General features: G+C 67.8%; 19 protein-coding genes. 12 read left to right on the top strand and 7 right to left on the bottom strand.

All coding sequences use genetic code 11. From position 1 onward, the window contains the following. Window position 1: 1 nt before the first annotated feature. Genes G6N09_RS05590 through G6N09_RS05570 form a run of 5 tightly spaced genes read right to left on the bottom strand, consistent with a single transcriptional unit; the run spans window position 2 to window position 4274 of the window. Entirely contained in the window at window positions 2-211 is a 210-nt protein-coding gene (locus G6N09_RS05590; RefSeq protein WP_083027209.1) for a ferredoxin Fdx, read from the bottom strand. 18 nt (window positions 212-229) lie between these two features. Then, window positions 230-1588, bottom strand: a complete 1359-nt coding sequence (locus tag G6N09_RS05585) for a lanosterol 14-alpha demethylase (RefSeq protein ID WP_083027207.1) — start codon at window positions 1586-1588, stop codon at window positions 230-232. Beyond that, window positions 1585-2412, bottom strand: a complete 828-nt coding sequence (locus G6N09_RS05580; RefSeq protein ID WP_083027206.1) for an SDR family oxidoreductase — start codon at window positions 2410-2412, stop codon at window positions 1585-1587. Before G6N09_RS05580 ends, G6N09_RS05585 begins: the two co-directional genes overlap by 4 nt. Further along, a complete protein-coding gene (locus tag G6N09_RS05575; protein WP_083027204.1) occupies window positions 2413-3639 on the bottom strand; it encodes a cytochrome P450 in 1227 nt (408 codons plus the stop codon). It abuts the gene before it with no gap. Further along, complete coding sequence (locus G6N09_RS05570; RefSeq protein WP_083027202.1) at window positions 3636-4274, bottom strand: TetR family transcriptional regulator; 639 nt, start codon at window positions 4272-4274, stop codon at window positions 3636-3638. Before G6N09_RS05570 ends, G6N09_RS05575 begins: the two co-directional genes overlap by 4 nt. Window positions 4275-4457: 183 nt before the next feature. Here G6N09_RS05570 and G6N09_RS05565 point away from each other — a divergent pair, with 183 nt between their 5' ends. The 8 genes from G6N09_RS05565 (at window position 4458) to G6N09_RS05530 (ending at window position 20785) form a co-directional block, all read left to right on the top strand. Then, window positions 4458-5927: an aldehyde dehydrogenase gene (locus tag G6N09_RS05565; protein WP_083027200.1), complete on the top strand. Its 1470-nt coding sequence runs from the start codon at window positions 4458-4460 to the stop codon at window positions 5925-5927. 25 nt (window positions 5928-5952) lie between these two features. Next, window positions 5953-6705, top strand: a complete 753-nt coding sequence (locus tag G6N09_RS05560) for an SDR family oxidoreductase (RefSeq protein WP_083027199.1) — start codon at window positions 5953-5955, stop codon at window positions 6703-6705. Next, a complete protein-coding gene (locus tag G6N09_RS05555) occupies window positions 6702-7568 on the top strand; it encodes an NAD(P)-dependent oxidoreductase (protein WP_083027198.1) in 867 nt (288 codons plus the stop codon). Before G6N09_RS05560 ends, G6N09_RS05555 begins: the two co-directional genes overlap by 4 nt. A gap of 10 nt (window positions 7569-7578) precedes the next feature. Next, window positions 7579-8004 carry a carboxymuconolactone decarboxylase family protein gene (locus G6N09_RS05550; protein WP_083027197.1) on the top strand — a complete coding sequence of 142 codons (426 nt, stop codon included), beginning with the start codon at window positions 7579-7581 and terminating at the stop codon, window positions 8002-8004. After that, complete coding sequence (locus tag G6N09_RS05545; RefSeq protein ID WP_083027196.1) at window positions 8001-8876, top strand: SDR family NAD(P)-dependent oxidoreductase; 876 nt, start codon at window positions 8001-8003, stop codon at window positions 8874-8876. Before G6N09_RS05550 ends, G6N09_RS05545 begins: the two co-directional genes overlap by 4 nt. A 624-nt stretch (window positions 8877-9500) precedes the next feature. Then, window positions 9501-18767: a hypothetical protein gene (locus G6N09_RS20240; RefSeq protein ID WP_163752670.1), complete on the top strand. Its 9267-nt coding sequence runs from the start codon at window positions 9501-9503 to the stop codon at window positions 18765-18767. Between the two features lie 125 nt (window positions 18768-18892). Then, complete coding sequence (purD, locus tag G6N09_RS05535; protein ID WP_083026974.1) at window positions 18893-20161, top strand: phosphoribosylamine--glycine ligase; 1269 nt, start codon at window positions 18893-18895, stop codon at window positions 20159-20161. A gap of 30 nt (window positions 20162-20191) precedes the next feature. Next, window positions 20192-20785, top strand: a complete 594-nt coding sequence (locus G6N09_RS05530) for a hypothetical protein (RefSeq protein WP_083026908.1) — start codon at window positions 20192-20194, stop codon at window positions 20783-20785. Window positions 20786-20815: 30 nt separating this feature from the next. Here the strand turns inward: G6N09_RS05530 and G6N09_RS05525 are convergent, their stop codons facing one another. Then, window positions 20816-21658 (bottom strand): alpha/beta hydrolase-fold protein, encoded by an 843-nt coding sequence (locus tag G6N09_RS05525; RefSeq protein ID WP_083026909.1) that lies wholly within the window; start codon window positions 21656-21658, stop codon window positions 20816-20818. A gap of 78 nt (window positions 21659-21736) precedes the next feature. On the opposite strand from G6N09_RS05525, the gene G6N09_RS05520 reads away from it, so the two are divergent. The 3 genes from G6N09_RS05520 (at window position 21737) to pntB (ending at window position 25451) form a co-directional block, all read left to right on the top strand. Continuing rightward, window positions 21737-22354, top strand: coding sequence for a TetR/AcrR family transcriptional regulator (locus tag G6N09_RS05520; protein ID WP_083026910.1), 618 nt, complete (start codon window positions 21737-21739; stop codon window positions 22352-22354). Between the two features lie 116 nt (window positions 22355-22470). Next, on the top strand, window positions 22471-23994 hold the full coding sequence (locus tag G6N09_RS05515) for a Re/Si-specific NAD(P)(+) transhydrogenase subunit alpha (RefSeq protein ID WP_083026975.1): 1524 nt from the start codon (window positions 22471-22473) through the stop codon (window positions 23992-23994). Window positions 23995-24029: 35 nt separating this feature from the next. After that, entirely contained in the window at window positions 24030-25451 is a 1422-nt protein-coding gene (pntB, locus tag G6N09_RS05510; protein ID WP_083026911.1) for a Re/Si-specific NAD(P)(+) transhydrogenase subunit beta, read from the top strand. A gap of 10 nt (window positions 25452-25461) precedes the next feature. On the opposite strand, the gene G6N09_RS05505 is transcribed toward pntB, so the two are convergent. Beyond that, window positions 25462-26136 (bottom strand): TetR/AcrR family transcriptional regulator, encoded by a 675-nt coding sequence (locus tag G6N09_RS05505; RefSeq protein WP_083026912.1) that lies wholly within the window; start codon window positions 26134-26136, stop codon window positions 25462-25464. Window positions 26137-26214: 78 nt separating this feature from the next. Here G6N09_RS05505 and G6N09_RS05500 point away from each other — a divergent pair, with 78 nt between their 5' ends. After that, window positions 26215-26769, top strand: a complete 555-nt coding sequence (locus tag G6N09_RS05500) for a hypothetical protein (protein WP_083026913.1) — start codon at window positions 26215-26217, stop codon at window positions 26767-26769. Window positions 26770-26783: the final 14 nt, after the last annotated feature.

Raw genomic sequence — 26783 nt, 5'->3', positions numbered from 1 at the left:
TTCAATCCTGTTTCTCTTCAATGGACAACGCTCGGGTAGGGCAGGAACGCACCGCAGCCTGGATCTGGCGACGGTCGGATTCAGGAGGTTCGGGGTCGAGTATCTCGACCTTCCCGTGCTTGGGCACCTGGAAATAGTCGGGTGCCTCCAGTTCGCACATGGCGTGCCCCTGGCACAGGTCAAGGTCCACTTTGACTGTGTAGCTACCCATTTCTGTGCTCCTTCGCCACTACTTGGCAGCGCGCCGGCGGTAGCGGACCTTGGCTGGACGGGCCAACTGCACCACCATCTTGGAGTGGTCGTTGCGGTAGGACTCCGGCGGTTGCGACATCTCGAACTCGTACTCGCGCAACAGCACCGAGAAGATCGCCTTGATCTGCATCGTGGCGAACGCCGCCCCTACGCAACGGTGCCGGCCGGCCCCGAACGGGATCCAGGTCCAGCGGTGGATGACATCCTCCTCGCGGGGCTCGTTGTAGCGCTCGGGGACGAAGTCGTTGGGTTCGGGGAAGTTCTCGGGAATCCGGTTGGAGACCGCCGGTGACGCCGCCACCATGTCACCCTCGTGAATCGGGTACCCGCAGACCTCGAACTCGCCCTTGGCCACCCGCATCAACACGATCAGCGGCGGGTGCAGACGCAGGGTCTCCTTGAGCACGTTCTCCAGATTCGGAATCTGGCGCAGGGCATGGAAGCTGACCTCTTCGCCGTCGGCGTAGAGCTCGTCGAGCTCGTTGATGACCGCGGCATGTGCCTCGGGGTGGCGCAGCAACTCGATCAGCGTCCACGCCGAGGTTCCGGAGCTGGTGTGATGCCCGGCGAACATCATCGAGATGATGATCCCGGTGATCTCGTCGGCACTGAACCGCGGATTGCCGTTCTCGTCGGGGATCGACACCATCACGTCGATCATGTCCCGCCGCTTCTTGTCGGTCTCGGGGTTGGCGAGCCGGCCGTTCATAATTCCCTGCACCAGTTCGACCAACTTGACGCGGGCCTCGTCGCGGCGACGGAAGCTCTCGATCGGCAGGTAGGGGTCGACGTAGCACAGCGGGTCGGTGCCGTTCTCCAGCTCGTAATACAGCTGGGCGAACCGGTTGTCGAGCTCCTCGCGGAACTTGCGCCCGATCAGGCAGGCCGTCGAGGTGTATATGGTCAGCTCGGCGAAGAACTCCAGGAGGTCGATCTCGCCCCCATCGCCCCAACCGGCGATCATTTGGCGCACTTCATGCTCAATGGTGCTGGCGTGTCGTTTCATGTGCTCGCCGCGAAGCGCGGTGTTGTGCAGCATCTCCGCGCGGCGCTCCGGCGGAGCGTCGAACACCACGCCGTTACCGAAGATGGGCGTCATGAACGGGTAGGCAGCGGCTTGGTCGAGATCGTCGTCGGTCGACCGGAAGAAGAACTCGTTGGCCTCGGGGCCGGTCAACAGCACCACCTTGCGCCCGGCCAAATCGAACCAGCCGACATCGCCGCACTCCTCGCGCAGCCGCTGCATTAAGGCGATCGGGTCGGTACGGAACTCTTCCAGGTGGCCGTGCTCGGCCTCGCCCCCGGAGACCCGGGGAATCTCTGTACTGACGGTCATGACGGCATTCCTTCCTCGCCGAGCTGCAGGTTCTGGCGGTCGGAGGCGGTGTCGCGCAGCGGAGCTTCGGGCTGCACCTCCAGGTCGACGATGTGGGCTCCGCGCGGGGTCTCCGCAACGAACGCAATGGCGCGAGCCAGGTCTTGGGGGCGCAGGAAGTAGCTGTGCCGGGCCTGGCCCCACTTCGCCCAGTCCTCGAGCATCGGTCCCACCTGCTCGGCGGTCAGATTCCAGCCCATCTCGGTCATCGTGGGACCTGGATGCACGATCGAGGCGCGTACCCCGGTGCCCTCCAACTCCATGCGCAGGTTGTGCACCATCGCAACCAGCGCCGCCTTGGCTGCGCCGTAGGCGCCCATATGGGGACGCTGCTGAAGCGCCACGTCAGACCCTACGAAGATCACGTCGCCGCGCCGGCGCGCGACCATGTCCGGCAGCACCGCGGTGGCCAGCCGGTTCGCGCCGATCAGGTGGACCTGAATCTGATCGTTGAACGTCTCGGAACTGATCTCGTGGATTCGGCCGGGGTTCATGTCGCCGGCTCCGGACACCAAGAGCTCGATCTCGCCGAGTGCGTCAATGCTCTGTGCCACAAAGGACTTCACCGAGTCGGCGTCGGTGACGTCCAAGCTGAATGCGACGGCTTCGCCGCCGTTACTGCGGATCTTGTCCACCAGATCGGAGAGCTTGTCGGTGCGCCTGGCGCCCAGGGCCACCGGAAAGCCACGGCTCGCCAACTCTTCGGCGGTGGCGGCCCCGATTCCCGAAGACGCGCCCGTGACTATCGCGGGACGGCGAGCGGGGGATGGGTCGAAACGCGGCATCTATGCCTCCTTGACGGTGATCGGGAGATCGGCGAAGCCGCGCACGTTGGATGAATGCACCCGTACGGCTTTGGCTTCGTCGACCTGGAAGTCGCTGATCCGGGCGAACAGTTCTTCGAGCGCGACACGCGCCTCCATGCGGGCCAGGTGCGCACCCAGGCAGAAATGCGCGCCACTGCCGAAACTCAGCAGCTTGGAGCCGATGTCGCGGCCGATCCGGAAGCTGTCGGGGTCGTCGAAGACGCGCTCATCGCGGTTACCGGAACCGGGAATCAACAGCATCACCGCACCTGCGGGAATAGTGGTGTCGTGCAGCGTGTAGTCCTGGGCGACGGTGCGTGCCAGGATCTGGCTGGGCGTGTCATAGCGCAGCGTCTCCTCGACCCATAACGGAATCCGGGAGTGGTCGGCATACAGCGGTGCAAGCTGGTCGCGATTGCGGTGCCCCCAGAAGATGGAACTGCCCAGCAATTTGGTGGTGGTCTCGTTGCCGGCGATCACCATCAGGAACAAGAAGGCCAGGATCTCCTGATCGCCGAGTCGGTCTCCGTCGACTTCGGTTTCGAGCAGTGCCGAGGTCAGGTTGTCGGCCGGATTCTTCTTGAAGTCGGCGATCATTTCGTTGTAGTAGGTCATCAGGTCCATGGAGGCCTGGATGGCCGACTGCGGGACGTCGGTCACGCCGTCCTCGCGATGCAGCACCCCGTCGGCAAGTTCCCGAATGCGTGCCCGGTCGGATTCCGGTACGCCCATCAGCTCGGAGATGACGTCCATCGGCAGCTTGCCCGCGAAATCATTGATGAAGTCGAACGAGCAGGTGCCATCCGATCCCGGCTGGATCGCGGCATCCAGATGTTGGCGTGCCAGCCGAACCACCTGAGGTTCGAGCTCGCGGATCCGGCGCGGGGTGAAACCCTTGGACACCAGTGTGCGAAGCCGCAGATGTTGCGGATCGTCCATGGCCAGAAAGGACATCACCAGCTGGGCGTGCGGGCCGCGGGAGACCGGGTCCAGGGAAACCCCGTCGCGGTTGGACAGTGCCTCGCTGTTGCGGAACCCGTGCAGCACATCCTGATGGCGCGAGATCGCCCAGAAGTTCAGTTCCTCGTTGCGGTACACCGGGGCCTCATCGCGCAGGCGGCGGTAGTACGGGAACGGGTCCTCGTGGAAGTCGTAGTCATAGGGGTTGAGGACCGGCGGGTCGGCGTTGACGGTCTGCGGGCTCATCGTGCTGCTCCTGATTCGAGGATCAGGCTGACCACGTAGGCCAGCCGATCGGTGATCTGGTGGTAGGTGAAGGCGCCGCTGCCCGCGTTGACCAGGGCGCCGAAGAAGGTCATTTCCAGCGCGGCGACCTTGTGGGCGTCGGCGTCCGGGCCGAAGGCCGAGGTGATACGCCGATGAATCTCTGCGCCGATCCGATCCCGCACGGTGCGGACTGCAGGGTCGCTGTTGCCGCTGAGCAGAGCTGCCGTGCAAGCCGCTGCGACTTCGGGCTCGTCGGCGACGACCAGTGCCAGGTGCCGCAGCGCCTGGTTGACGCGGCTCGGCATCGGCTCGTTGACATCGGTGAAGTACGGGACCTGGCGAACCAGATCCAGGTACACCTCGGCGATCAGGTGGTTCTTGGAGGAGAAATAGGTGTAGGCGGTCGCCGGGGCGACTTTGGCGCGGGCGGCGACCGCTCGGACGGTCAGGTCGGCGTAGGACTTCTCCCGAAGCATCTCCACGCCGGCGCGCAACACCTTGCGGAAGGTCTCTTCCTGGCGCCGGTTCCGTGCCGCAGGGGCGTCGGCGGGAACGGCGGGACCAGCCGAATTGGTACTCGTCGATGTGACTGTCGCCACCGATTCGCTGGACACGTGTCCAACGTAGCGGAAGGGGGATTTATTAGGCAAGTCCACTGGGAAACAACGGTTTAAGGGCAAGAGGGTTGCGGGCCTGTCGGCTCTGAGGCTAGGGTTCGACGGGGTAATAACGGACATGTGTCCATTTTCGCAGTGTTCTTCCCCCGGAGAGCTGCGACCAAGCTGTGGGAGTGATTGATGGCGTTACTGGCTGATGGAGTGAGCCGGCTGCTCATCGACGGCAAGCTGACTTCGGGAGCGGCCGGTGTTTTCGCCACCGTCAACCCGGCCACCGAAGAGGTTCTCGGTGAGGCGGCCGACGCCGATGCCGCCGACATGGATCGTGCGATCGGCGCGGCGCGGCGAGCCTTCGACGAGACGGACTGGTCGACCAACACCGAACTCCGGGTGCGCTGCGTGCGGCAGCTGCGTGACGCGATGGGCGAACATGTCGAAGAGCTACGCGACTTGACGATCGCCGACGTGGGCGCACCCCGGATGCTGACCGCCGGCGCCCATCTGGAAGGGCCCATCGCCGACCTCGGTTTCGCCGCCGACACCGCCGAAAACTACGAGTGGACCCAGGACCTCGGTCAGGCCAGCCCGCTCGGCATCCCCACGCGGCGGTCTGTGGTGCGGGAAGCCGTCGGTGTCGTCGGAGCCATCACCCCGTGGAACTTCCCGCACCAGATCAACCTGGCCAAGCTGGGCCCGGCGTTGGCTGCCGGCAACACCGTCGTGCTCAAGCCCGCCCCCGATACCCCCTGGGTCGCGGCGGTGCTCGGAGAGCTGATCGCCGAGCACACCGATATCCCGGCGGGCGTGGTCAACATCGTCACCTCCACCGACCACGCGCTGGGCGCCATGCTGGCAACGGACCCTCGGGTGGACATGGTCTCGTTCACCGGGTCGACCGCCACCGGTCGCAGCGTGATGGCCGATGCGGCCGCCACCATCAAGAAGGTGTTCCTGGAGCTGGGCGGAAAGTCCGCCTTCGTGGTGCTCGACGATGCCGACCTGGCCGCCGCCTGCTCGGTCGCGGGGTTCTCGGCCTGCGTGCACGCCGGGCAGGGTTGCGCGATCACCACCCGGCTGGTGGTGCCGCGGGCGCGCTACGACGAGGCGGTCGCGATCGCGGCCGGCACCATGGGCTCGATCAAGCCCGGTGATCCGTCCAAGCCCGGCACCGTCTGCGGCCCGTTGATCTCGGCGCGCCAACGTGACCGAGTCCAGGGCTACCTGGATCTGGCGATCACCGAAGGCGGCAGATTCGCCTGCGGCGGCGGTCGCCCCGCCGACCAACCGGCCGGATTCTTCATCGAACCCACCGTGATCGCCGGCCTGACCAATGACGCCCGGGTGGCCCGCGAGGAGATCTTCGGCCCGGTGCTGACCGTGATCGCCCACGACGGCGATGACGACGCGGTGCGCATCGCCAACGACTCGCCCTACGGCTTGTCAGCCACCGTCTACGGCGCCGACCCCCAGCGGGCGGCGGGAGTGGCGGCTCGCCTGCGGGCCGGCACCGTCAACGTCAACGGCGGGGTCTGGTACTCCGCAGATGTGCCGTTCGGCGGGTACAAGCAGTCCGGGATCGGCCGGGAGATGGGCACCGCCGGGTTCGAGGAGTACCTGGAAATCAAAGCCATTGCCACAGCAGCGAACTAAGCACGCCTGAACGAGGGAGAAGTACATGGGTCAATTCGATAACAAGGTGGCGATCGTTACCGGCTCCGGTGGCGGGATCGGGCAGGCCTACGCCCAGGCCCTGGCCGCCGACGGTGCCGCGGTCGTGGTCGCCGACATCAACGTCGACGGCGCGAAGGCGGTGGCTGACCAGATCGTCGCCGACGGCGGCAAGGCGGTCGCGGTGCGGGTCGACGTCTCGGATATGGAGTCTGCACAGGCCATGGCCGACGCAGCCGTTGCCGAATTCGGCGGGATCGACTACCTGGTCAACAATGCCGCGATCTTCGGCGGCATGAAGCTCGACGGCCTGCTCACGGTGCCATGGGACTACTACGAGAAGTTCATGCGGGTCAATCTTGACGGTGCGCTGATCTGCACCCGTGCGGTCTACGAGCACATGGCCAAGCGTGGTGGCGGCGCTATCGTCAACCAATCATCAACTGCGGCATGGGTTTACTCCAACTTCTACGGACTCGCCAAGGTCGGCATCAACGGCCTGACCCAGCAGCTCTCCCGCGAACTGGGCTGGCGAAACATCCGAATCAACGCCATCGCCCCCGGTCCGATCGACACCGAGGCCAACCGCGTCACCACCCCGCAGGCCATCGTCAAGCAGATGGTGCAGCAGCTTCCGTTGGCCCGCATGGGCACGCCGGAGGATCTCGTCCCGATGTGCCTGTTCCTGCTGTCGGATCAGGCGTCGTGGATCACCGGACAGATCTTCAACGTCGACGGCGGACAGATCATCCGCTCATGAGCAGTGCTGAAGAACAGCCCCGTCTGGGGTACATCGGCCTCGGCAATATGGGTGCGCCGATGGCCAAGCGTTTGGTCGAATGGCCCGGTGGGCTAACTATTTTCGACTTGCGGACAGAGGCAATGACGCCCCTGGCTGAAGCCGGGGCCAATGTCGCCGGCAGCGTTGCCGAGGTCGGTGCGAACGCCGACATCATCAGCATCACCGTGCTCGATGATGCGCAGGTCCGCCAGGTGATCGCCGAACTGTTGCCCACGGCCAAGCCGGGTACTGTCATCGCGATTCACTCGACGATCGCCGACACCACGGCCGCTGAGCTGGCTGAGGAGCTCAAGCGCCATGGCATTCACGTCGTCGACGCGCCGGTCAGCGGCGGTGCCGGTGCGGCCGAGAAGGGCCAACTGGCAACCATGGTCGGTGCCGATCGCGCGGTCTACGAACAGATCAAGCCGGCATTCAAGCAATGGGCATCGTTGGTGATTCACGCCGGTGAGCCCGGAGCTGGAACCCGAATGAAGCTGGCGCGCAACATGTTGACCTTCACCGGCTACGCTGCGGCCGGCGAAGCCATGAAACTGGCCGAGGCGGCTGGACTTGACCTGCAGGCGCTGGGCCGGGTGGTACGTCACACCGATGCCCTCACCGGTGGACCCGGGGTGATCATGCTGCTTGAGTCGACCGCCCCGCTGGGATCCGACCACTTTCTGCGCGACGCCTTCACCCACACCCGCGGACTCGGTGAGAAAGACCTTCGACTTGCGCTGGGGCTGGGGGAGGCAACGGGGGTCGACCTGCCGCTGGCGCAGATAGCCCTGGACCGCCTCGGCGCAGCCCTGGGCGTGCCCCATTCCACTGCCGACTAGGAGAGCTCTGATGGACGAACTGCGCCGTACCGGACTGGCCAAGATGAACGAGGTCTACGCCTGGGACATGCCCGACATGCCGGGTGAGTTCTTCGCCCTCACTGCCGACCACCTTTTTGGCCGGATCTGGTCGCGTCCCGGTCTTTCCATGCGTGACAAGCGGCTGATGACGTTGTCCGTGGTGACTGCGCTGGGCGAGAAGGATCTGGCGGAGATTCAGGTCAACGCCGCCCTGCACAACGGGGAGATGACCGAGAACGAGCTGCGCGAGATGGCCCTCTTCATCACGCACTACGTGGGCTTCCCGCGGGGGTCGGGGCTGAACTCTGTGGTGGAGAAGGTGATCGCCAAGCGGAGCAAGGCCGCTGCTGCGGGCAAAGCTGAAGACAAGGCGGCCAACGTGGCGGCCGTACTGGATCAGCAGAAGGGCCAGTGACCGACACCCTGCTCGCCGGCCGGGCAGCCGTCGTGGTCGGGGGCAGTCGTGGCATCGGGCGAGCAGTGGCGCAACTGCTGGCGGCGTGCGGGGCCGGAGTGGTCGTCAACGGCCGTGACCCCGAGGCGGTGGCAGACACCACCGAAGCGCTCGTCGCATCAGGTGGGCGAGCGATCGGCCTGGCCGGTGCAGCCCACGTCGAGGCCACGGCCGTGGCACTGGTTCAAGCCTGCCGGGAGGAATACGGCAGCGTCGACGTGCTGATCAACTGCGCCGGCATCGCCGAGCCGGCCGGCTCCTCGATCCTTTCCGTGTCCAGCGCACAATTCAACGACCTGCTCGATGCGCATCTCGGTACGGTTTTTTACACCTGTCGAGCTGCTGCACCGATCATGGTCGAGCAACGGCGAGGCTCGATCATCAACAGTGGCTCGGTGGCCTTCCTCGGCAACTACGGCGGCACTGGCTACCCCGCGGGCAAAGGCGCGATCAATGGATTGACCGTGGCGGTCTCCGCGGAGCTCGCGGCCTATGGTGTGCGGGCCAACGTCGTGTGCCCGGGCGCGAAAACGAGGCTTTCCACCGGCGACGACTATGAGCAGCAGATCCGTGAACTGCACGCGCGTGGCCTGCTCGATGAGTTGAGCATGCGGGCGTCGTTGGATCCGGCTCCGGCCAGCTATGTCGCGCCGCTCTACGCCTACTTGGCCAGCGATATGGCCGAAGGAGTGACCGGCTCGGTATTTCTGGCATCGGGTGGGTTCGTCGGTCGCTTTGAGCGACCCGTTCCTTCGGTACTGGGCTACCGCGATCATCACGCGTGCCAGCCGTGGTCCATCCCGGAACTGCATGCCCTGGTGGCTCGCGACTGAACCGGTTGCCGTCTGGATGACCACCGCGCGCAGGCGGCTCCCCCCCCGGTGGGGCTGTACAGCTGATCGGTCTTGGCCGACCCGCGCCACCCATCTGAGAGCTGAGTGTGCGGGCTGCGCGCTGTGCTAGCGGCTGATCTCCGGTCGGCTGCTTCGGCTCGCTTCCTGGGCTTTCGATAGCGGCCCTCCGTCAGGGCGAGCCCGAATGCAGTGCGGACTCCGAAACTCCGCGGTCATATGCGGGTCAAACTCGGTGCGGTTGACGCCGCGGAGCGGGTCGTCGGGCCTCAGCGGATTCGCTGGACACCTGCCCATTGCATACCCGAAATCCAGGTTCCCCTTAGGGAAGCAATGGGAAAAATCACTCCGCCAGTCTTCTGTGGCGGACATCACGACCAAAGTAAACGCGACCAGGCAATATTTAGCAGCTTTTAACGCGATCTGTCCACATACGAAAACTTCTCTCCAAATCTGAGTTGAGGAGTCTCTTACTCGGCGGTAACTTCCGGCTTTGCGGAAGTTATCCGCGTCCTCCCCCTTGAGGACCTACCGAATCGGGAGCAGGACGTGGCTCGTCAGCGCAATGAAAACGGCAAAGTTCGACCGCAGGGTCGAGGCGAAGCCGTGCGGCGCGTCGGCGGTGCGGTGAGTTCGGTGGCGGCGTTCCTGGCGTTTGGGGTGACGCCCTTGGCGTCTGCCCCGACGGCCGGTGCGGACATGGAGGACCTGTTCGACCCGGCGCTGTGGGGGGACTGGACCGGCTGGGTGGAGCCTGGCTCGGCCGCCGGCAGCAACTTCTTTCTCTACGACGCATTTGAGCAGTTCGACCTGGCGGTGGCGGGTTTCTATCACGAGCAGCTGTACCTGCCGCTCTATGACTTGACGCAGGACTTCATCGCAGACAATCAGCAGCTTCTCGACCTGCTCAATCAGCCATTCCTGGATCTGTTCGGCCGGGCGCTGATCGGTAATGGAATCGATGGCTTTGATGGGGCCAACGACTCACTGCTGGGTGGCTGGGGCTGGTTTGGGGACCAAGGCGATGGCGGGTTCCTGCTCGGTTCTGGTGGCGCGGGTACGGCCGGCGTAGCCGAAATCGCTGGCGGTGTCGGTGGGATGGGCGGCAATGCCGGCATGTTCGGCAACGGTGGCGTGGGCGGTGACGGTTTTGCCGGCGCCGACGGTGGCACCGGCGGACTGGGCGGCTGGCTGTTCGGCGATGGCGGCGCCGGTGGCGCCGGTGGCGCTTCGCTGGATGCGCTGCTGGCCGGCGGCAATGGCGGTGCCGGCGGCGACGCGGCCAGTCTGATCGGCTTCGGTGGCGCGGGCGGCGCTGGGGGTGCCGGTGCTACGGGTCTGGCCGGCATGGCCGGCATCGAGGGCATCTTGGGACTGGACGGCACCATCGGTGGCGACGGGCTGGTCGGTGGTCTAGGTGGCAACGGCGGTGCCGGCGGTGCTGCCGGATTCGTGCTGGGCCTCGGCGGTGTCGGTGGCGCCGGTGGGGTGGGCGGTGCGGGTGGTGCGGGTGGCGAGGGTGGCGCCGGCGGCATCAGCCTGGATGACCTGGGCGGTAGCGGTGGCGCCGGCGGTAGCGGTGGCGATGGCGGCGGCGGTGGCCGTGGCGGTGTGGGCGGCGTTGGTGGGCACTTCGGTGCTGCCGGTGATGGCGGGGCCGGCGGAAATGCGGGAGCTGCCGGTGATGGTGGCGCCGGTGGACTCGGTGGCGATGGCGCCCTCGGTGGCGGTGATGGTGGCGCTGGCGGTGCTGGCGGTCAGATCGGGACGGTTGTCGGAGCAGGTGGGGCCGCGGGCGAGAAGTTCATGGCCTGGATGTGGGGCAACGCAGGACGACCGGGCGTCGACGGCCAGGTTCCCAGTGGTGCCAGCGGCAACGGTGGGACCGGCGGTGCCGGGGGTAACGGTACGGCGAACCTGACCGACGGCGCGGGCGCATCTGGCGGCGCTGGTGGCATCGGCGGTGCTGGTGGTGCACACGGCAACGGCGGCACCGGTGGTGCCGGTGGAGCTGGTAGTGCTGGCGCAGCGGGTGCCGACGCGCTCACTGCGGGTGCGTCCGGCGTCAACGGCGGAGCCGGCGGCCACGGCGGTACCGGCGGTGCCGGTGGCGCGGGCGGCTCGGTGTCGGGTAACGCCGGCAATGGTGGCATCGGAGGTAAGGGCGCGGCCGGCGGTAGCGGGGGCAGTGGCGCCGCGGGCGCGGAAGGCACCTTCGACAACGGCGAGAACGGCATTGGGGGCGTCGGCGGCAACGCCGGTAACGGCGGCGCCGGAGGCAACGGTGGTGCCGCGGGCGCGGCGGGAACCGCGACCAATGGTGCCGCGGGCACTGCTGGCGTCGGTGGTGCCGCCGGCGATGGCGGCAATGCCGGGCAGGCCGGCGCCGGTGGTCAGGGTGCTGCGGGTACGGCAGACCATCTCGATGCCGGCTATGGCGGTGCCGGCGGCAACGGGGGCGCCTTCGGCGCCGGTGGTGTTGCGGGCGACGGCACCGCTGCGACCGGCCTCCACGGCACCGGCAGTGCAGGTGGTCAGGGCGGTGCCGGCGGCACCGGCTTCCAGGGCAGCGATGGAGTCGACGGATCCGTTAACGGCACCGCGGGCGGCCACGGCGGTGCCGGCGGCGACGGCGGCGTCGGCGGCCTGCTTGCTGATGGCTCGTACGCCACCCGAGGTGATGGTGGTGCCGGCGGCGACGGTGGCGCTGGCGGCGCGGGCCTCACTGGGGCAAGCGGCGTGGACCCTGGCGCCGCGGGTGAAGCTGGTGGCAACGGTGGTGCTGGCGGTAACGGCGGACTCGGCGGCAACGGCGCCACCGTCGGCGTTGATGGCCAAGGCGGCCTAGGCGGCAACGGCGGTAACGGCGGTGCCGGGGCGGACGGTGCCGACGGAGCTGATGGCGATGCCGACAATCCTGAGGGGGCTGCCGGCCAAGATGGTGGCGCTGGAGGCAACGCCGGCCTGGGTGGGGCGGGTGGCGCCAGCGGCAACAGCGGGCACGCTGCTTCGGGCAATGGCGGCCTGGCTGGTCTCGGTGGCAATGGTGGCGCCGGCGGTAACGGTTTTGCTGGGAGCAACGGCACCGCGCAGGACCCCGATGGGATCGCCGGCGGCAACGGTGGCGCTGGGGGCAACGGTGGCGCGGGCGGCGTTGAGGCTGACGGTCTCACGCGGGCCGCTGAAGGCAACGGTGGTGCGGGCGGCGCCGGCGGTCGGGGCGGCGATGGCATCAACGGGGTCGACGGCGAGCAGCCTGGTGCGGATGGCACTCGCGGGGGCAACGGCGGAGTCGGTGGCAATGGTGGGGCCGGAGGCGGCGGCTCCACCGTCGGCACTGACGGTGCCGGTGGCGTGGGCGGTAACGCCGGTAACGGTGGCCGGGGCGCTGATGGCGCTCGGGGCACCAACGGCGACATCGACAATCCCAACGGTGAGGCCGGTCAGGCTGGTGGCGCTGGGGGTAATGCCGGTGTTGGTGGTGTGGGTGGTTCTGGTCGTGAGGGCCAGGCTGCTTCGGGTGTTGATGGCGTCGCGGGTGTTGGTGGCAATGGTGGTGCCGGTGGTCGGGGTGCTGACGGTGTTGATGGCGTCGTGGGTGCTGTTGATGGCACCGCTGGTGGCAATGGTGGTGCTGGTGGCAGTGGTGGCCTGGGTGGTTTGGCTGCGGATGGGGTGACTCGGGCTGTCTCGGGTGCTGGTGGCGATGGTGGTGCTGGCGGCGTGGGTGGTCACGGCGTTGATGGTGCGGCTGGATCGTTTGTGACCGGTGACGGCAACGGCGGCGGCGGTGGTAATGGTGGTGCCGGCGGTAATGGTGGTGTCGGTGGCAGTGGTTCGACCGCGGGTGTTGTGGGTGCTGCCGGTGCTGGTGGCAATGCCGGCAGTGGTGGTGCTGGTGCTGCGGGTGCTGCCGGTAGTGCCGGTGTCGCGGGTGTGAACAACGGTGCTGGTGGCGCCGGTCAGGCTGGTGGCAACGGTGGTAATGCCGGTGTTGGTGGTGTGGCCGGAACAGGGGCCGGTGCGGCTGCTGATGGTGCCAGCGGTTCTGCGGGTGTTGGTGGTGCTGGTGGCCAGGGCGGTCAGGGTGCGGGCGGTGTCAACGGAAGCAATGCTGGCGACAGTGGCACGGCTGGTGGCAATGGTGGTGCTGGTGGCAGTGGTGGCCTGGGTGGTTTGGCTGCGGATGGGGTGACTCGGGCTGTCTCGGGTGCTGGTGGCGATGGTGGTGCTGGCGGCGTGGGTGGTCACGGCGTTGATGGTGCGGCTGGGTCGTTTGTGACCGGTGACGGCAACGGCGGCGGCGGTGGTAATGGTGGTGCCGGCGGTAATGGTGGTGTCGGTGGCAGTGGTTCGACCGCGGGTGTTGTGGGTGCTGCCGGTGCTGGTGGCAATGCCGGCAGTGGTGGTGCTGGTGCTGCGGGTGCTGCCGGTAGTGCCGGTGTCGCGGGTGTGAACAACGGTGCTGGTGGCGCCGGTCAGGCTGGTGGCAACGGTGGTAATGCCGGTGTTGGTGGTGTGGCCGGAACAGGGGCCGGTGCGGCTGCTGATGGTGCCAGCGGTTCTGCGGGTGTTGGTGGTGCTGGTGGCCAGGGCGGTCAGGGTGCGGGCGGTGTCAACGGAAGCAATGCTGGCGACAGTGGCACGGCTGGTGGCAATGGTGGTGCTGGTGGCAGTGGTGGCCTGGGTGGTTTGGCTGCGGATGGGGTGACTCGGGCTGTCTCGGGTGCTGGTGGCGATGGTGGTGCTGGCGGCGTGGGTGGTCACGGCGTTGATGGTGCGGCTGGATCGTTTGTGACCGGTGACGGCAACGGCGGCGGCGGCGGTAATGGTGGTGCCGGCGGTAATGGTGGTGTCGGTGGCAGTGGTTCGACCGCGGGTGTTGTGGGTGCTGCCGGTGCTGGTGGCAATGCCGGCAGTGGTGGTGCTGGTGCTGCGGGTGCTGCCGGTAGTGCCGGTGTCGCGGGTGTGAACAACGGTGCTGGTGGCGCCGGTCAGGCTGGTGGCAACGGTGGTAATGCCGGTGTTGGTGGTGTGGCCGGAACAGGGGCCGGTGCGGCTGCTTCGGGTGTTGATGGCGTCGCGGGTGTTGGTGGCAATGGTGGTGCCGGTGGTCGGGGTGCTGACGGTGTTGATGGCGTCGTGGGTGCTGTTGATGGCACGGCTGGTGGCAATGGTGGTGCTGGTGGCAGTGGTGGTCAGGGTGGTCTGAGTGCTGATGGGCTGACGCGGGTTGCCGATGGTGATGGCGGCAATGGTGGTGTCGGTGGTGCCGGCGGTCACGGTGCCCAGGGTGGGGCTGGTTCCCAGGGTGGTGCTGGTGCTGCCGGTGGTGACGGGTCTGCGGGTTCGGTTGATGGTGGTGCTGGTGAGCGTGGTGGGGACGGCGGTGCGGGCACGCGTGGTGGCAATGGTGGTGCTGGCGGCGCTGGTGGTGTTGCCGGTACTGGTGCCAACAGTGGTGTTGCCGGTGTTGGTGGCGTGGGTGGTAATGCCGGCAATGGTGGTGCTGGCGGCGATGGTGGTGCCGGTGGTGCCGGTGGCAGTGGTGTCGGGCAGTCCGGTGCGGGTCTTGCTGGCGGCAGTGGTGGCGCTGGTGGTGTTGGTGGCGATGGCGGTGCCGGTGGTGCGGCGGGCACTGCCGGTGTTGGTGGTGTCTCCGGTGATGGCACGCGGGCTGCTGATGGTGCGGCGGGCACGGATGGTCTGCAGGGTCTAGGTGGTGTGGGTGGTAGCGCCGGTGATGGTGCTGATGGCACTGATGGGGCTGAGGGTCGTGATGGTCTCAGTGACGGCAACACCTCGATTGATGGTGAGGCCGGTCAGGCTGGTGGCAACGGTGGTAATGCCGGTGTTGGTGGTGTGGGTGGTTCGGGTCGTGGGGGCCAGGCTGCTTCGGGTGTTGATGGCGTCGCGGGTGTTGGTGGCAATGGTGGTGCCGGTGGTCGGGGTGCTGACGGTGTTGATGGCGTCGTGGGTGCTGTTGATGGCACGGCTGGTGGCAATGGTGGTGCTGGTGGCAGTGGTGGTCAGGGTGGTCTGAGTGCTGATGGGCTGACGCGGGTTGCCGATGGTGATGGCGGCAATGGTGGTGTCGGTGGTGCCGGCGGTCACGGTGCCCAGGGTGGGGCTGGTTCCCAGGGTGGTGCTGGTGCTGCCGGTGGTGACGGGTCTGCGGGTTCGGTTGATGGTGGTGCTGGTGAGCGTGGTGGGGACGGCGGTGCGGGCACGCGTGGTGGCAATGGTGGTGCTGGCGGCGCTGGTGGTGTTGCCGGTACTGGTGCCAACAGTGGTGTTGCCGGTGTTGGTGGCGTGGGTGGTAATGCCGGCAATGGTGGTGCTGGCGGCGATGGTGGTGCCGGTGGTGCCGGTGGCAGTGGTGTCGGGCAGTCCGGTGCGGGTCTTGCTGGCGGCAGTGGTGGCGCTGGTGGTGTTGGTGGCGATGGCGGTGCCGGTGGTGCGGCGGGCACTGCCGGTGTTGGTGGTGTCTCCGGTGATGGCACGCGGGCTGCTGATGGTGCGGCGGGCACGGATGGTCTGCAGGGTCTAGGTGGTGTGGGTGGTAGCGCCGGTGATGGTGCTGATGGCACTGATGGGGCTGCGGGTCGTGATGGTCTCAGTGACGGCAACACCTCGATTGATGGTGAGGCCGGTCAGGCTGGTGGCAACGGTGGTAATGCCGGTGTTGGTGGTGTGGGTGGTTCGGGTCGTGGGGGCCAGGCTGCTTCGGGTGTTGATGGCGTCGCGGGTGTTGGTGGCAATGGTGGTGCCGGTGGTCGGGGTGCCGACGGTGTTGATGGCGGCCAGGCCACCGTCCCGAGTGGAAACGGCGGCGCTGGGACCAACGGCGGTAACGGCGGTAACGGCGGCGAGGCCGGTACCGGCGGCCGGAACTCCGATGGCAGTGCCAGCGGGTTCGACGGCACTCAGGGCAATGGCGGCGACGGTGGCAACGGTGGGGATGGCGGCGCGGGCTATCACGGCCTGAGCGGAGTCAACTCCGGCGACAACGGTCAAGAAGGCGGTAGAGGCGGCGCGGCCGGCTCCGGTGGCCACGGTGGTACTGGGGCTATCGGTGGCGCTGGCGGTAGCGGCGGCAACGGTGGTCAGGGCGGCAACGGTGGCCAAGGCCGCGACGGTTATGACGCAGCCGGCGACGGCGCCGCCGCGGCGGGAACCCACGGCGGCACCGCCGGCGACGGCGGCAACGGTGGCGCTGGTGGTAGCGGCGGTCAGGGCGGCAACGGTGGAGCCTCCTCGGCTGGCGGCGCGGCAGGCGCCAACGGCAGCGGCGGCAATGGCGGCAACGGTGGCGACGCCGGCACCCCGGGCGATGGCGGCGACGGCAAGGACGGCAACTCAACCCACCTCGCCGGCGGCAACGGCGGCGATGGTGGCAACGCCGGTGCTGCCGGAGCAGGCGGCGCAAGTGGCGCGGCTGGCACAGGCGGTGGTGCCGGCACCGGTACCGCGGGCCAAGACGGAACTGCCGGCAACGGCGTGACCGGTGTCGTCGGCAACGGCGGCAACGGCGGTAACGGCTACGACGCCGGCAGCGACGACCGCGCCCCAGCGAGCCTCAATGGTGGGAACGGCGGAGCAGGCGGCAATGGCGGCGACCGCGGCAATGGCGGCAGCGGCGGACACGGTGGTGATGGCGCAACCGGCGCGCAAGGTACCGACGGGCAGAACCCGGGTGCATCAGGAAACACCGGCGGCATCGGCGGATCGGGCGGTCAGGGTGGCGCAGGCGGAGCCAGCGGAACCCAAGCCGGCAATGCCGGATCCGGAGGAAACGGCGGCCACGGAGCCAATGGTGGCAACGGTGGCATCGGCAATGACGGGTCTACCGGCAGCTTCGCAAACGGCGGGACCGGCAACGGCGGCAACGGCGGCAACGGCGGAGCCGGCGGGCAGGGCGGAAACGGTGGCGACGGCGGCGCTGCGGGCACCCTCAACAACGGCACCGGCACCGCCGGAACGCAAGGTGCCGGCGGCAATGCCGGAAGCGGCGGTAACGGCGCTGACCCCGGTGACGGCGGTAACGGTGCCTCCGGGATCGCCACTCACACCACCGGCGGTAACGGCGGTAACGGCGGCAACGTCGGGCACGGAGGCGCCGCCGGGACGGCGGGAGTCGGTTCGAACGGTGCTGGCCTCGCCGGCACCTCCGGCAGCACTCCTGCCGGCAGCATCGTCGGAAACGGTGGAGACGGCGGCGCCGGCTACACCCCGGCCCCGCCTGTCGGCACCGGCCAGACCGCTGCCAACGGTGGTGCCGGCGGCAACGGTGGCAACGGCGGCGACCACGGTAACGGCGGTAGCGGCGGTACGGGAGGCAACGGAGCCAACGGTGCGGACGCCACCAGCATGCAGTCCGGCGCCGGCCGCGGCGGCAATGGCGGTAATGGAGGCACCGGCGGCAAGGGTGGCCTCGGTGGATCTGTGATGGGCTCGGACGGCGCGGTCGGTGACGGTGGCGAAGGCGGTAAGGGCGGCGCGGGTGCCACCGGCGATTTCGGGGTCAACAACGGCTACGGCGGCACCGGTGGCACGGGTGGCAATGGCGGCAACGCCGGAGGGGCCGCCGGTCAGGTCGGTAATGGCGGTACCGGTGGTATCGGAGGTGCCGGTGCCGACGGCGTGCGTGGCTACAACAGTGGCACCGGAGCTCACGGCGGCAATGGCGGTACCGGTGGACTGGCTGGGACTGTTGGCCTCGGCGGTGCTGCCGGTAACGGTGGCGACGGCGGTGCCGGCGGCACGGGTGTGGCCGGCGACGTGACGCACAACAACGGTCAAGGCGGCACCGGTGGAATCGGTGGCCTGGGCGGCAATGCCGGCAATGGGACCGGTACGGCCGGTGGCGGTGGTGTCGGCGGCGATGGCGGCGCGGGTGCTCACGGACAAGTCGGATACAACAACGGCTACGGCGGCAGCGGCGGCAGCGGCGGGACCGGTGGGCTGGCCGGCACGGTGGGAAGCACCGGCCAGGTGGGCAACGGTGGTACCGGAGGCGCCGGCGGTGACGGTGCTGATGGACGCGTCGGCTACAACAACGGCTACGGCGGCAACGGCGGGCAAGGTGGGACTGGCGGAAGCGCAGCCAACAGCACTGGGCAGGCCGGAGCCGGCGGGGACGGCGGTAACGGTGGTCACGGCGACGACGGCCAGCTGGGCTACAACAATGGCTACGGCGGCAACGGTGGTAGCGGCGGCAACGGCGGGCAGAGTGGATCGGTCGGCACCGCCGGACCGACCGTGAGTCGTGGCGGCGATGCCGGCGACGGCGGCAACGGTGCCGACAGCACTTCGACCGCCAACAACAGCTACGGCGGCAACGGCGGCAGTGGCGGTCATGGTGGCAATGCCGGCGCTGCCTCGGGCCAGGCCGGTAACGGCGGTAACGGCGGTATCGGTGGAAATGGCAGGACCGGCCGGATCGACGCGAACAACGGCTACGGCGGTAACGGCGGGCGCGGTGGTGACGGCGGGAACGCTGGAAGCATTGGCACGGATGGGATCGGCGGCAGCGGTGCCTACGGCGGCGACGGTGGGGCCGGCGCGAACGGCGAGATCTATCGCAATAACGGCTCCGGTGGCATCGGCGGCACCGGCGGCTCCGGTGGCAATGCCGGTGCCAGCAGCCCGGGCGTCTCGGCTAGCCGTGGTGGGACTACGGAGGGCAGCGAGAACGGTGACGGTGGCAACGGCGGCGTCGGCGGTAACGGCGCCAACGGAATCGCCGGATACAACGGCGGCAGCCCCGGGCAGGGCGGCGCGGGCGGCACCGCCGGAGCCGCGGGCACGGGTGGGTCGGGCGGACAGGCAGGTTCGGGCGGCCAGGCCGGCACGCCGGGCGCCCCGGCCTGACCCGTTTGCCGGGCCTGCACGCCTGGAGGCATGCAGCGCCATCCGTAGTAACCGACGCTATATATCCTGTGTCGCGAGTCTCGCCGACGGCCTAGCGGGGCGAAACTCAGAGAGGAGTGGCGCCCATGCGCGTCCTGGTGATCGGTTCCGGCGCCCGGGAACATGCGTTGCTCCTAGCTCTACGCAAAGACCCCAAGGTTGATCACCTGGTGATCGCCCCCGGCAACGCCGGCACTGCTGCGGTGGCCGAGCAGCGTGACATCGACATCACCTCGGGTTCGGCGGTCACCGCTTTGGCTCGCGAAGTCGAAGCCGATCTGGTGGTGATCGGGCCGGAGGTGCCGCTGGTTCTGGGCGTGGCAGATGCGGTGCGTGCTGCTGGCATCGCCTGCTTCGGGCCGTCGCAGGATGCCGCGCGCATCGAGGGCTCCAAGGCGTTCGCCAAAGACGTGATGGCTACCGCCGGGGTGCGCACGGCCCGCTCGGAGATCATCGACAACCCGGCTGATTTGGATGCTGCACTGAACCGGTTCGGTCCGGACGCCGGCGACGCTGCCTGGGTGGTCAAGGATGACGGGCTGGCCGCCGGCAAGGGCGTCGTGGTGACTGCGGATCGGGCAGCAGCCCGGGCCCATGCCGCCGGACTGCTCGACAGCGGTCACCCAGTGCTGCTGGAGTCGTTCCTGGACGGCCCGGAACTCTCCTTGTTCTGCGTCGTCGACGGTGCCACCGTCGTGCCGCTGCTGCCGGCGCAGGATTTCAAGCGGGTCGGTGACGGTGACAGCGGACCCAACACCGGTGGTATGGGCGCGTACGCCCCGTTGCCGTGGTTGTCGAGGGAGGCCCTGGCGGGCATCGTTTCCGACGTCGTGGAACCCGTCGCAGCGGAACTTCTCCGGCGGGGTAGCCGCTTCACCGGGTTGTTGTACGCGGGTCTGGCGATGACGTCGACCGGGCCGGCAGTTGTGGAGTTCAACTGCCGCTTCGGCGACCCCGAGACCCAGGCGGTGCTGGCACTGCTGGAGTCCCCGCTGGGGCAGTTGCTGCATGCCGCGGCCACCGGGGGGCTCGGCGAATTCGGGGTGCTGCGCTGGCGAGATGCGGCTGCGGTGACGGTGGTCCTGGCCGCGGAGAACTATCCGGGTCGGCCGCGAGTCGGCGATGTGATCTCCGGAGCTGAGGCTGACGGGGTGTTGCACGCCGGAACCTCGGTGCGTCACGACGGGGCCGTCGTCTCCTCCGGAGGGCGGGTGCTGTCGGTGGTCGGCGTTGGAGGCGACCTGACTGCGGCCCGAGCCGACGCATATCGGATCCTCGATTCGATTCGGCTGCCCGGCAGTCACTTCCGGACCGACATTGGAGCGGCTGCGGCCGAGGGGAAGATCCAGGTCTGACCCGACGCGTGTACCGCTATCCTGTGTGACATGGCTGACGAAACCGAACCGGAGTCCACTGAATCCGAAAAGCAGGATCCCCCGGCAAAAAGTGTGACCCCGGAGAGGCGGCGGTCGATTCCGGCTCCGGCGCCGGCCGCGGCTCCCTCGACCATCGTTCCCCTGCTGATTGCGGCGGCGGTCGCCCTGGTCGCAGGGCTGCTCGGCGGTGCGGCGGTGGCAGCTTTCTGGCATCCGTCATCGGGCTCCTCATCGGGCGGCAAGTTCAGTGCCCAGCAGGCCGACGACGCCAAGAAAAATGTCTGCGACGCCGTCGTGATGGCGCGTCAAGCGGTGGCCAACAACATGCACATGAAGAACCCGGACCCGGAAAACCCCATCGCCCAACTCGCGGTGGCCGCCAACGCCCGGTTGTCGCTGACCGCGGGCGCGGCATACCTGCGCGGCCGGTTGGACGCTGAGCCCGCGACGCCCGAAGACGTTGTGGAATCCACCGAGAAGATGGCGGGCGCGCTGGAGCGTCTGAACCTCAGCTACCTTGTCGGGCAACCGAACTCGGAGCGCGAGCAGTTGGGGCATGACCTCGACAACCACATCACCACGTTGGGCAAGCTCTGCCAGTAGTCGCTCTGAGGCGCCGCGGAGCGGCCGGGTCTAGGCCGTCAGCAGCGGGGCGATCCAGGTCAACTCCGCGGGCAGCTGAGAACTCCAGTACGACCCGTCATGCCCGCCGGGGGAGAACCCACCCGCCGGCGGGCTGGGCAGCTGGGCGATAAAGGCCTGGGTCGCGGCGGCGAACGGGTCGGCATCTCCGCAGTCCACCCGGATCGGGATCGACGCCAAAGCAGGCATCCCGAACACCGAGTTCGCGGCGTAGTCCGTAGGGCCGTCAAAGGCGCCCGGTGCCGTCGCGCCGGCCGTCATCCACAGGGCGGGGCTGACGGCGCAGATGGCCGCTGTCCTGCGCGGGCCGAGTCTGCCGCCCAGCAGCAGCGCGCCGTAACCGCCCATTGACCAGCCGATGAATGCCACCCGCGAGGTGTCCAAGCCCTGATCGGCCAGCAACGGCAACAACTCGTCGGTCACCATGGCGCCCGAATCCTCCCCGGAGGCCCGTCGGTGCCAGTAGCTCCCGCCACCATCGACGGCGACCACCGCGAAGGGCGGCAGCCCGGCGTCGACGGCTTCTGCCAGGCCCTGCTCCACGCCCCCGGCCATCACCGTGGCGGCATCGCTGCCTTTGCCATGCAGCGCGATCAGTGGACGCAGCGAGCCGGCCTGACCCGGCGGCCTGGCGATCGCCCAGTTGGTGGTGGCGCCGCCGCGCGCGGCGGAGGTGAAGGCCCCGGTGACCATCGTCGGCGCGCCCTGCGAGGGGGCGGCCTGTGCTCGTCGGGCACCACCTAAAGAGCTCGCCCCCACAACGCCCAGGGCACTCGCGGCGGCACCCAGGCGCAGGACCGCGCGTCGGCTCAGTTCCGGCATGTCGGCCATCATGCCAGCGGGTCGCCGTTTGTCGGAAAAAGGCGGAAACGCATGATGCGGTGATACTCGGGCTGGCAGCATCTACGCGTGATGACAGCAGTGACGCCTAAGGGCGAACGGCGACGGTATGCGCTGATCGGCGCTGCCGCTGAGCTGCTGCGCGAGGGTGGATTCGACGCGGTAGGACATCGTGCCGTCGCGCGTCGGGCCGGTCTGCCGTTGGCATCGACGACCTACTACTTCTCGTCCCTCGACGACCTCATCGCCCATGCGGTGGAACACATCGAGATGCTGGAGGTCGCGCAGTTGCGCGCCCGCGTCACCGACTTGTCTCGGCGCCGGCGTAGCGCCGAGACCACCGCGGACATTCTGGTCGAGCTACTGGTCGGGGTAGACAGCGGCGAGCGGGTCGCCGAGCAGCTGGTGTCGCGCTACGAGCGCTACATTGTCTGCTCCCGTCAGCCGGCGCTGCGCGACATCCAGCGCCGGATCCTGCATCAACGGTCGGAAGCCGTCACCGAAGCCGTCGAACGTTCCGGTCGGATCGCGCGGGTCGAGATGGCATATGCGCTGGTTTGTATGGTCGATGGAGCGGTGATGGCGGCGCTGGTCGATGACCTCCAACGGCCGCGGGTAGCAGCACGAGCCGCGGTCGTCGATGTCATCGATATGCTCGCTCCACTTGATCAGCGCGCGGTGTCGGCCTGATTCGGCCGCGCGGTATGCTGCGGCGATCCTCTTGTCGGATTTTTGTAACTTGCAGTTAACAAGGGGAGTCGGCCGCCCGAAGATGGCGAAGAGATGCGAATGTGGAGAGCTACGTCATGAATATCGGTGTCCTATCCGAGGCGCAGCCTGGTGAGACGCGTGTGTCGGCGACGCCGACGACGGTCGCTGCACTGACCAAACTCGGCTACGACGTCGTCGTGGATTCCGGTGCCGGAACGGCGTCATCGTTCGCTGACGAGGCGTACACCGAGGCTGGGGCCACTATCGGCGACGCACGCAGCGCGGACATCGTCTTCGGTGTCAACGCCCCGTCGGCCGAGCAGCTGGACGGGATGAAGCCGGGGGCGACATTGGTGAGCCTGCTGGCGCCGGCATTGAACCCTGATCGGGTTGAGGATCTGGCGCGTCGGCCGATCACAGCGCTGTCCATGGACGCGGTCCCGCGGATCTCCCGCGCGCAGTCGCTGGACGTCCTGAGCTCGATGGCCAACATCGCCGGCTACCGCGCCGTGATCGAGGCTGCCCATGTCTTCGGCCGGTTTTTCACCGGCCAGGTGACCGCGGCGGGCAAGGTCCCGCCGGCCAAGGTATTGGTGGTGGGTGCCGGGGTGGCAGGTCTGGCCGCCATCGGTGCCGCCGGCAGCCTCGGGGCGATCGTGCGGGCTACTGACCCGCGGCCGGAAGTGGCTGATCAGGTGCGGTCGCTCGGTGGCGAGTACCTGTCGATCGAGTCGACCGAGACCGAGGTGTCTGCCACCGGCTACGCCAAGGAGATGAGCGACGACTACAAGGTGCGCGAGGCTCAGCTCTACGCCGACCAGTGCGCCGATGTCGACATCATCGTCACCACCGCGCTCATCCCGGGTCGGCCCGCACCGCGGATCATCACCGCGGACATGGTGGCGTCGATGAAGCCGGGCAGCGTGATCGTCGACATGGCCGCGGCCAACGGCGGCAACGTCGAGGGCACTGTCAAGGATCAGGCCGTCGTCACCGACAACGGGGTGACGATCATCGGATACACCGACCTGGCCGGCCGGTTGCCCGCCCAGGCGTCGCAGCTCTACGGCACCAACCTGGTCAACCTGATGAAGCTGATGACCCCGGGCAAAGACGGCCAGCTGGTGCTGGACTTCGACGACGTGGTGCAGCGGTCGATGACCGTGGTTCGCGACGGCGAGTCGACGTGGCCGCCGCCGCCGGTGCAGGTCTCGGCCGCTCCGGCCAAGGTCGCCGAAGCCCCGGTGGTCGCGCAGGCGAAGAAGGAGCCGATGTCGGCCGGGCGCCGACTGGGTGTGGTGGTCGCGGCCGCTGCGGTGCTGTTCGCGCTGGTCGCGATGGCTCCGGCAGCGCTGCAGGTGCACCTCATCGTCTTTGCGCTGGCGATCGTGATCGGTTACTACGTGATCGGCCATGTGCACCACGCGCTGCACACGCCGCTCATGTCGGTGACCAATGCGATCTCGGGAATCATCGTGGTCGGCGCGCTGCTGCAGATCGGCCACGGTGACGCGATTATCACGAGTTTGGCCGCTGCGGCGATCCTGCTGGCCAGCATCAACATCTTCGGTGGTTTTGCGGTGACCCGCCGCATGCTCGCCATGTTCTCCCGCAGCTAAGCGCTGCGCACCCCGACTTGGAGTAGACCCCGCTTATGTTTTCTGTTGAGACCGCCGCCTCGGCGGCATACATCGTCGCGGCGTTGCTGTTCATCCTGGCGCTGGCTGGACTGAGCAAGCACGAGACGTCCAAGGCCGGCAATAGCTTCGGCATTCTGGGGATGGCAGTGGCGTTGGTGGCGACCATCGCCTTGGCCGTCAACCACTGCATCCAGCCTGCTGGTCTGGCGCTGTTGATCGGCGCGACCGTGGTGGGTGCGGCGATCGGTTTGTGGCGCGCCAAAGTCGTCGAGATGACCGGCATGCCCGAGCTGATCGCGCTGCTGCACTCGTTTGTCGGGTTGGCTGCCGTCCTGGTCGGCTGGAACGGCTACCTGCATGTCGAGGCAGCCAGGAACGGGCCCGACGCGCAGGAGCTGGCGGCCTCGGGTCTGCTGGGAATTCACTCCGCCGAGGTGTTCATCGGGGTGTTCATCGGTGCGGTGACCTTCACCGGGTCGATCGTGGCCAACCTCAAGCTCTCGGCGCGGATGAAGTCCAACCCGCTGATGCTGCCCGGCAAGAACTTCCTGAACATCGGTGCCCTAGTCGCGTTCGTGGCCTGCACGGTGTGGTTCGTCTACGAGCCGCAGCTGTGGTTGCTGATCGCGGTCACCGTGCTGGCGTTGGCGCTGGGGTGGCACTTGGTGGCCTCTATCGGCGGCGGCGACATGCCGGTGGTCGTTTCCATGCTCAACAGCTACTCGGGCTGGGCGGCGGCGGCCTCGGGCTTCCTGCTCTCCAACGACCTGCTGATCATCACCGGCGCGTTGGTCGGTTCCTCGGGTGCCTACCTGTCCTACATCATGTGCAAGGCGATGAACCGCTCCTTCATCTCGGTGATCGCCGGTGGCTTCGGGATCGAGGCCGGTCCGTCGGAGGACAAGGACTACGGCGAGCACCGCGAGATCACCGCCGAAGGCGTGGCCGAACTGCTGTCCGGCGCGGACTCGGTGATCATCACCCCGGGATACGGCATGGCTGTCGCGCAGGCCCAGTACGGGGTCGCCGAACTCACCCGCAAGCTGCGCGACCGTGGCGTCAAGGTGCGTTTCGGTATTCACCCGGTCGCCGGTCGCCTTCCCGGGCACATGAATGTGCTGTTGGCCGAGGCCAAGGTGCCCTACGACATCGTGCTGGAGATGGACGAGATCAACGACGACTTCGGTGACACCTCGGTCGTCCTGGTGATCGGCGCCAACGACACCGTCAACCCGGCCGCCGCCGAAGACCCGTCGAGCCCGATCGCGGGAATGCCGGTGCTGACCGTGTGGGACGCCGACAACGTGATCGTGTTCAAGCGCTCGATGGCTTCGGGCTACGCGGGTGTGCAGAACCCGCTGTTCTTCCGGCAGAACTCCGCCATGTTGTTCGGCGACGCCAAGGACCGGGTCGAAGACATCCTGCACGCGCTGTAGGCGGCAGCCTTTACGGTGCGTTGTGCGGTCGGGCGAAGCCCAACCGCTGTGGTCGGCCCGCCGTCGGTGTCGGTTCGCCGCGCAGACCGTTCAGCAACGCGAACAAGACCGGTTCGATCTCGCTGACCGCCTGCGCGGGATCCGCGGCCGCGGCGATCATCGGACCGGTCTTGCTGAGCAGGGCGTAGAGCAGTTCGGCGGTGACCCCGACCGGTAGCGCTAGGACCTCACCGGCCTCGATCAGCTCGCTGAGCACGCCGCGCAGCAGGGGCAGCGCCAGTTCCTCGTCGACCGCCTGTTTGCGGTCCCAGCCCAGGGCGCTGGCCGATTCGCGCAGCAACACCCGCGCGTCGTGATTGTCGACGTAGCAGCGCAGCACCGCACTGATCGCCAGCAGCGCCTGCTCCCAGGGGCTGGCTCCGTCGGGCATCGCCTCCAGAGCGCCGGGCAGCACGGCCTGCATGAGGTCGGCCTGGCTGGCCCGGAATACCTCGGCGAAAATTGCCTGCTTATCGCGAAAGTGGTGGTACACCGCACCCTTGCTGGACTGCGACAACTGCGCGACCTCGTCGACCGAGGTTGCGTCGAATCCCTGGGAGACGAACAAGGTACGGGCGGCGTCGAGCACAGCGGACCGTGTGAGCTCAGCATGCATGTCCCGCCGGGTTGGCTTCCCATTACCCATCGACCAAAGCCTAGTCACCGACTAGCAGTCTGTGTCAGACTACGATCCGGTCCATTTTTCTCGACATTCGGAGTCTCCATGTTGACCGTTGGATGCGTCAACGACAGTTATGGCGCATTAGCGCAGCAAAAGTGGCCGCCTGCGGCCCGGATCGCGGCCGAGGTGTTCTTGGATGCCATGCACGGCTCCCGGGTGCGTCCCTACGACATCGCCACCCGGTGTAGGACGCGATCGCTCACCCGGCATGTGCCGGTCGGTCCTCGGCGGGAGATCGTGCGCTTCTTCGACCTCGCGCCGCCGTTCTGGCCGCTCACCGTTGACCCCGGCGCCGCGGCGCTCAGCGGCTACGGGATCGACCGCACGGGAACCTGCATCCACTACATCCAGAATCCCCACCCGCTCACCAACCGGGCCGACGATATGACGGTGCAGCGGGTGCAGTTCGCGCCGGGATGCCATCACATGATGCGGCGCGCCACCCGAGCCAATCCTGTCTTCATCTGTGAACCGCTGCCGCCGGGGCAGGCGATCCAGACGCTCGCGGATTTCCTCATCGAGGCTGCGATATCGCTGACTGAAGGACGCGGGCCCATCATTGCGGACGCGCCGGAATCCTCGCGCATTCCCCGCTGACGAAGCGGTGCGTC

The organism is Mycolicibacter minnesotensis (assembly GCF_010731755.1).
GTDB classification, from domain to species: Bacteria; Actinomycetota; Actinomycetes; order Mycobacteriales; family Mycobacteriaceae; genus Mycobacterium; species Mycobacterium minnesotense.
The sequence above is the reverse complement of the archived record's forward strand: the minus strand, read 5'-3'. Positions and strand labels throughout refer to the sequence as shown.

What these genes read in the sequence shown, in the direction of transcription:
- pntB (WP_083026911.1), top strand. Translation starts at nt 24,030, where the DNA reads ATGTTTTCTGTTGAGACCGCCGCCTCGGCGGCATACATCGTCGCGGCG.
- G6N09_RS05590 (WP_083027209.1), bottom strand. Translation starts at nt 211, where the DNA reads ATGGGTAGCTACACAGTCAAAGTGGACCTTGACCTGTGCCAGGGGCAC.
- G6N09_RS05580 (WP_083027206.1), bottom strand. Translation starts at nt 2,412, where the DNA reads ATGCCGCGTTTCGACCCATCCCCCGCTCGCCGTCCCGCGATAGTCACG.
- G6N09_RS05500 (WP_083026913.1), top strand. Translation starts at nt 26,215, where the DNA reads ATGTTGACCGTTGGATGCGTCAACGACAGTTATGGCGCATTAGCGCAG.
- G6N09_RS05575 (WP_083027204.1), bottom strand. Translation starts at nt 3,639, where the DNA reads ATGAGCCCGCAGACCGTCAACGCCGACCCGCCGGTCCTCAACCCCTAT.
- G6N09_RS05560 (WP_083027199.1), top strand. Translation starts at nt 5,953, where the DNA reads ATGGGTCAATTCGATAACAAGGTGGCGATCGTTACCGGCTCCGGTGGC.
- G6N09_RS05505 (WP_083026912.1), bottom strand. Translation starts at nt 26,136, where the DNA reads ATGGGTAATGGGAAGCCAACCCGGCGGGACATGCATGCTGAGCTCACA.
- purD (WP_083026974.1), top strand. Translation starts at nt 18,893, where the DNA reads ATGCGCGTCCTGGTGATCGGTTCCGGCGCCCGGGAACATGCGTTGCTC.
- G6N09_RS05565 (WP_083027200.1), top strand. Translation starts at nt 4,458, where the DNA reads ATGGCGTTACTGGCTGATGGAGTGAGCCGGCTGCTCATCGACGGCAAG.
- G6N09_RS05520 (WP_083026910.1), top strand. Translation starts at nt 21,737, where the DNA reads ATGACAGCAGTGACGCCTAAGGGCGAACGGCGACGGTATGCGCTGATC.
- G6N09_RS05530 (WP_083026908.1), top strand. Translation starts at nt 20,192, where the DNA reads ATGGCTGACGAAACCGAACCGGAGTCCACTGAATCCGAAAAGCAGGAT.
- G6N09_RS05550 (WP_083027197.1), top strand. Translation starts at nt 7,579, where the DNA reads ATGGACGAACTGCGCCGTACCGGACTGGCCAAGATGAACGAGGTCTAC.
- G6N09_RS05525 (WP_083026909.1), bottom strand. Translation starts at nt 21,658, where the DNA reads ATGATGGCCGACATGCCGGAACTGAGCCGACGCGCGGTCCTGCGCCTG.
- G6N09_RS05515 (WP_083026975.1), top strand. Translation starts at nt 22,471, where the DNA reads ATGAATATCGGTGTCCTATCCGAGGCGCAGCCTGGTGAGACGCGTGTG.
- G6N09_RS05555 (WP_083027198.1), top strand. Translation starts at nt 6,702, where the DNA reads ATGAGCAGTGCTGAAGAACAGCCCCGTCTGGGGTACATCGGCCTCGGC.
- G6N09_RS05585 (WP_083027207.1), bottom strand. Translation starts at nt 1,588, where the DNA reads ATGACCGTCAGTACAGAGATTCCCCGGGTCTCCGGGGGCGAGGCCGAG.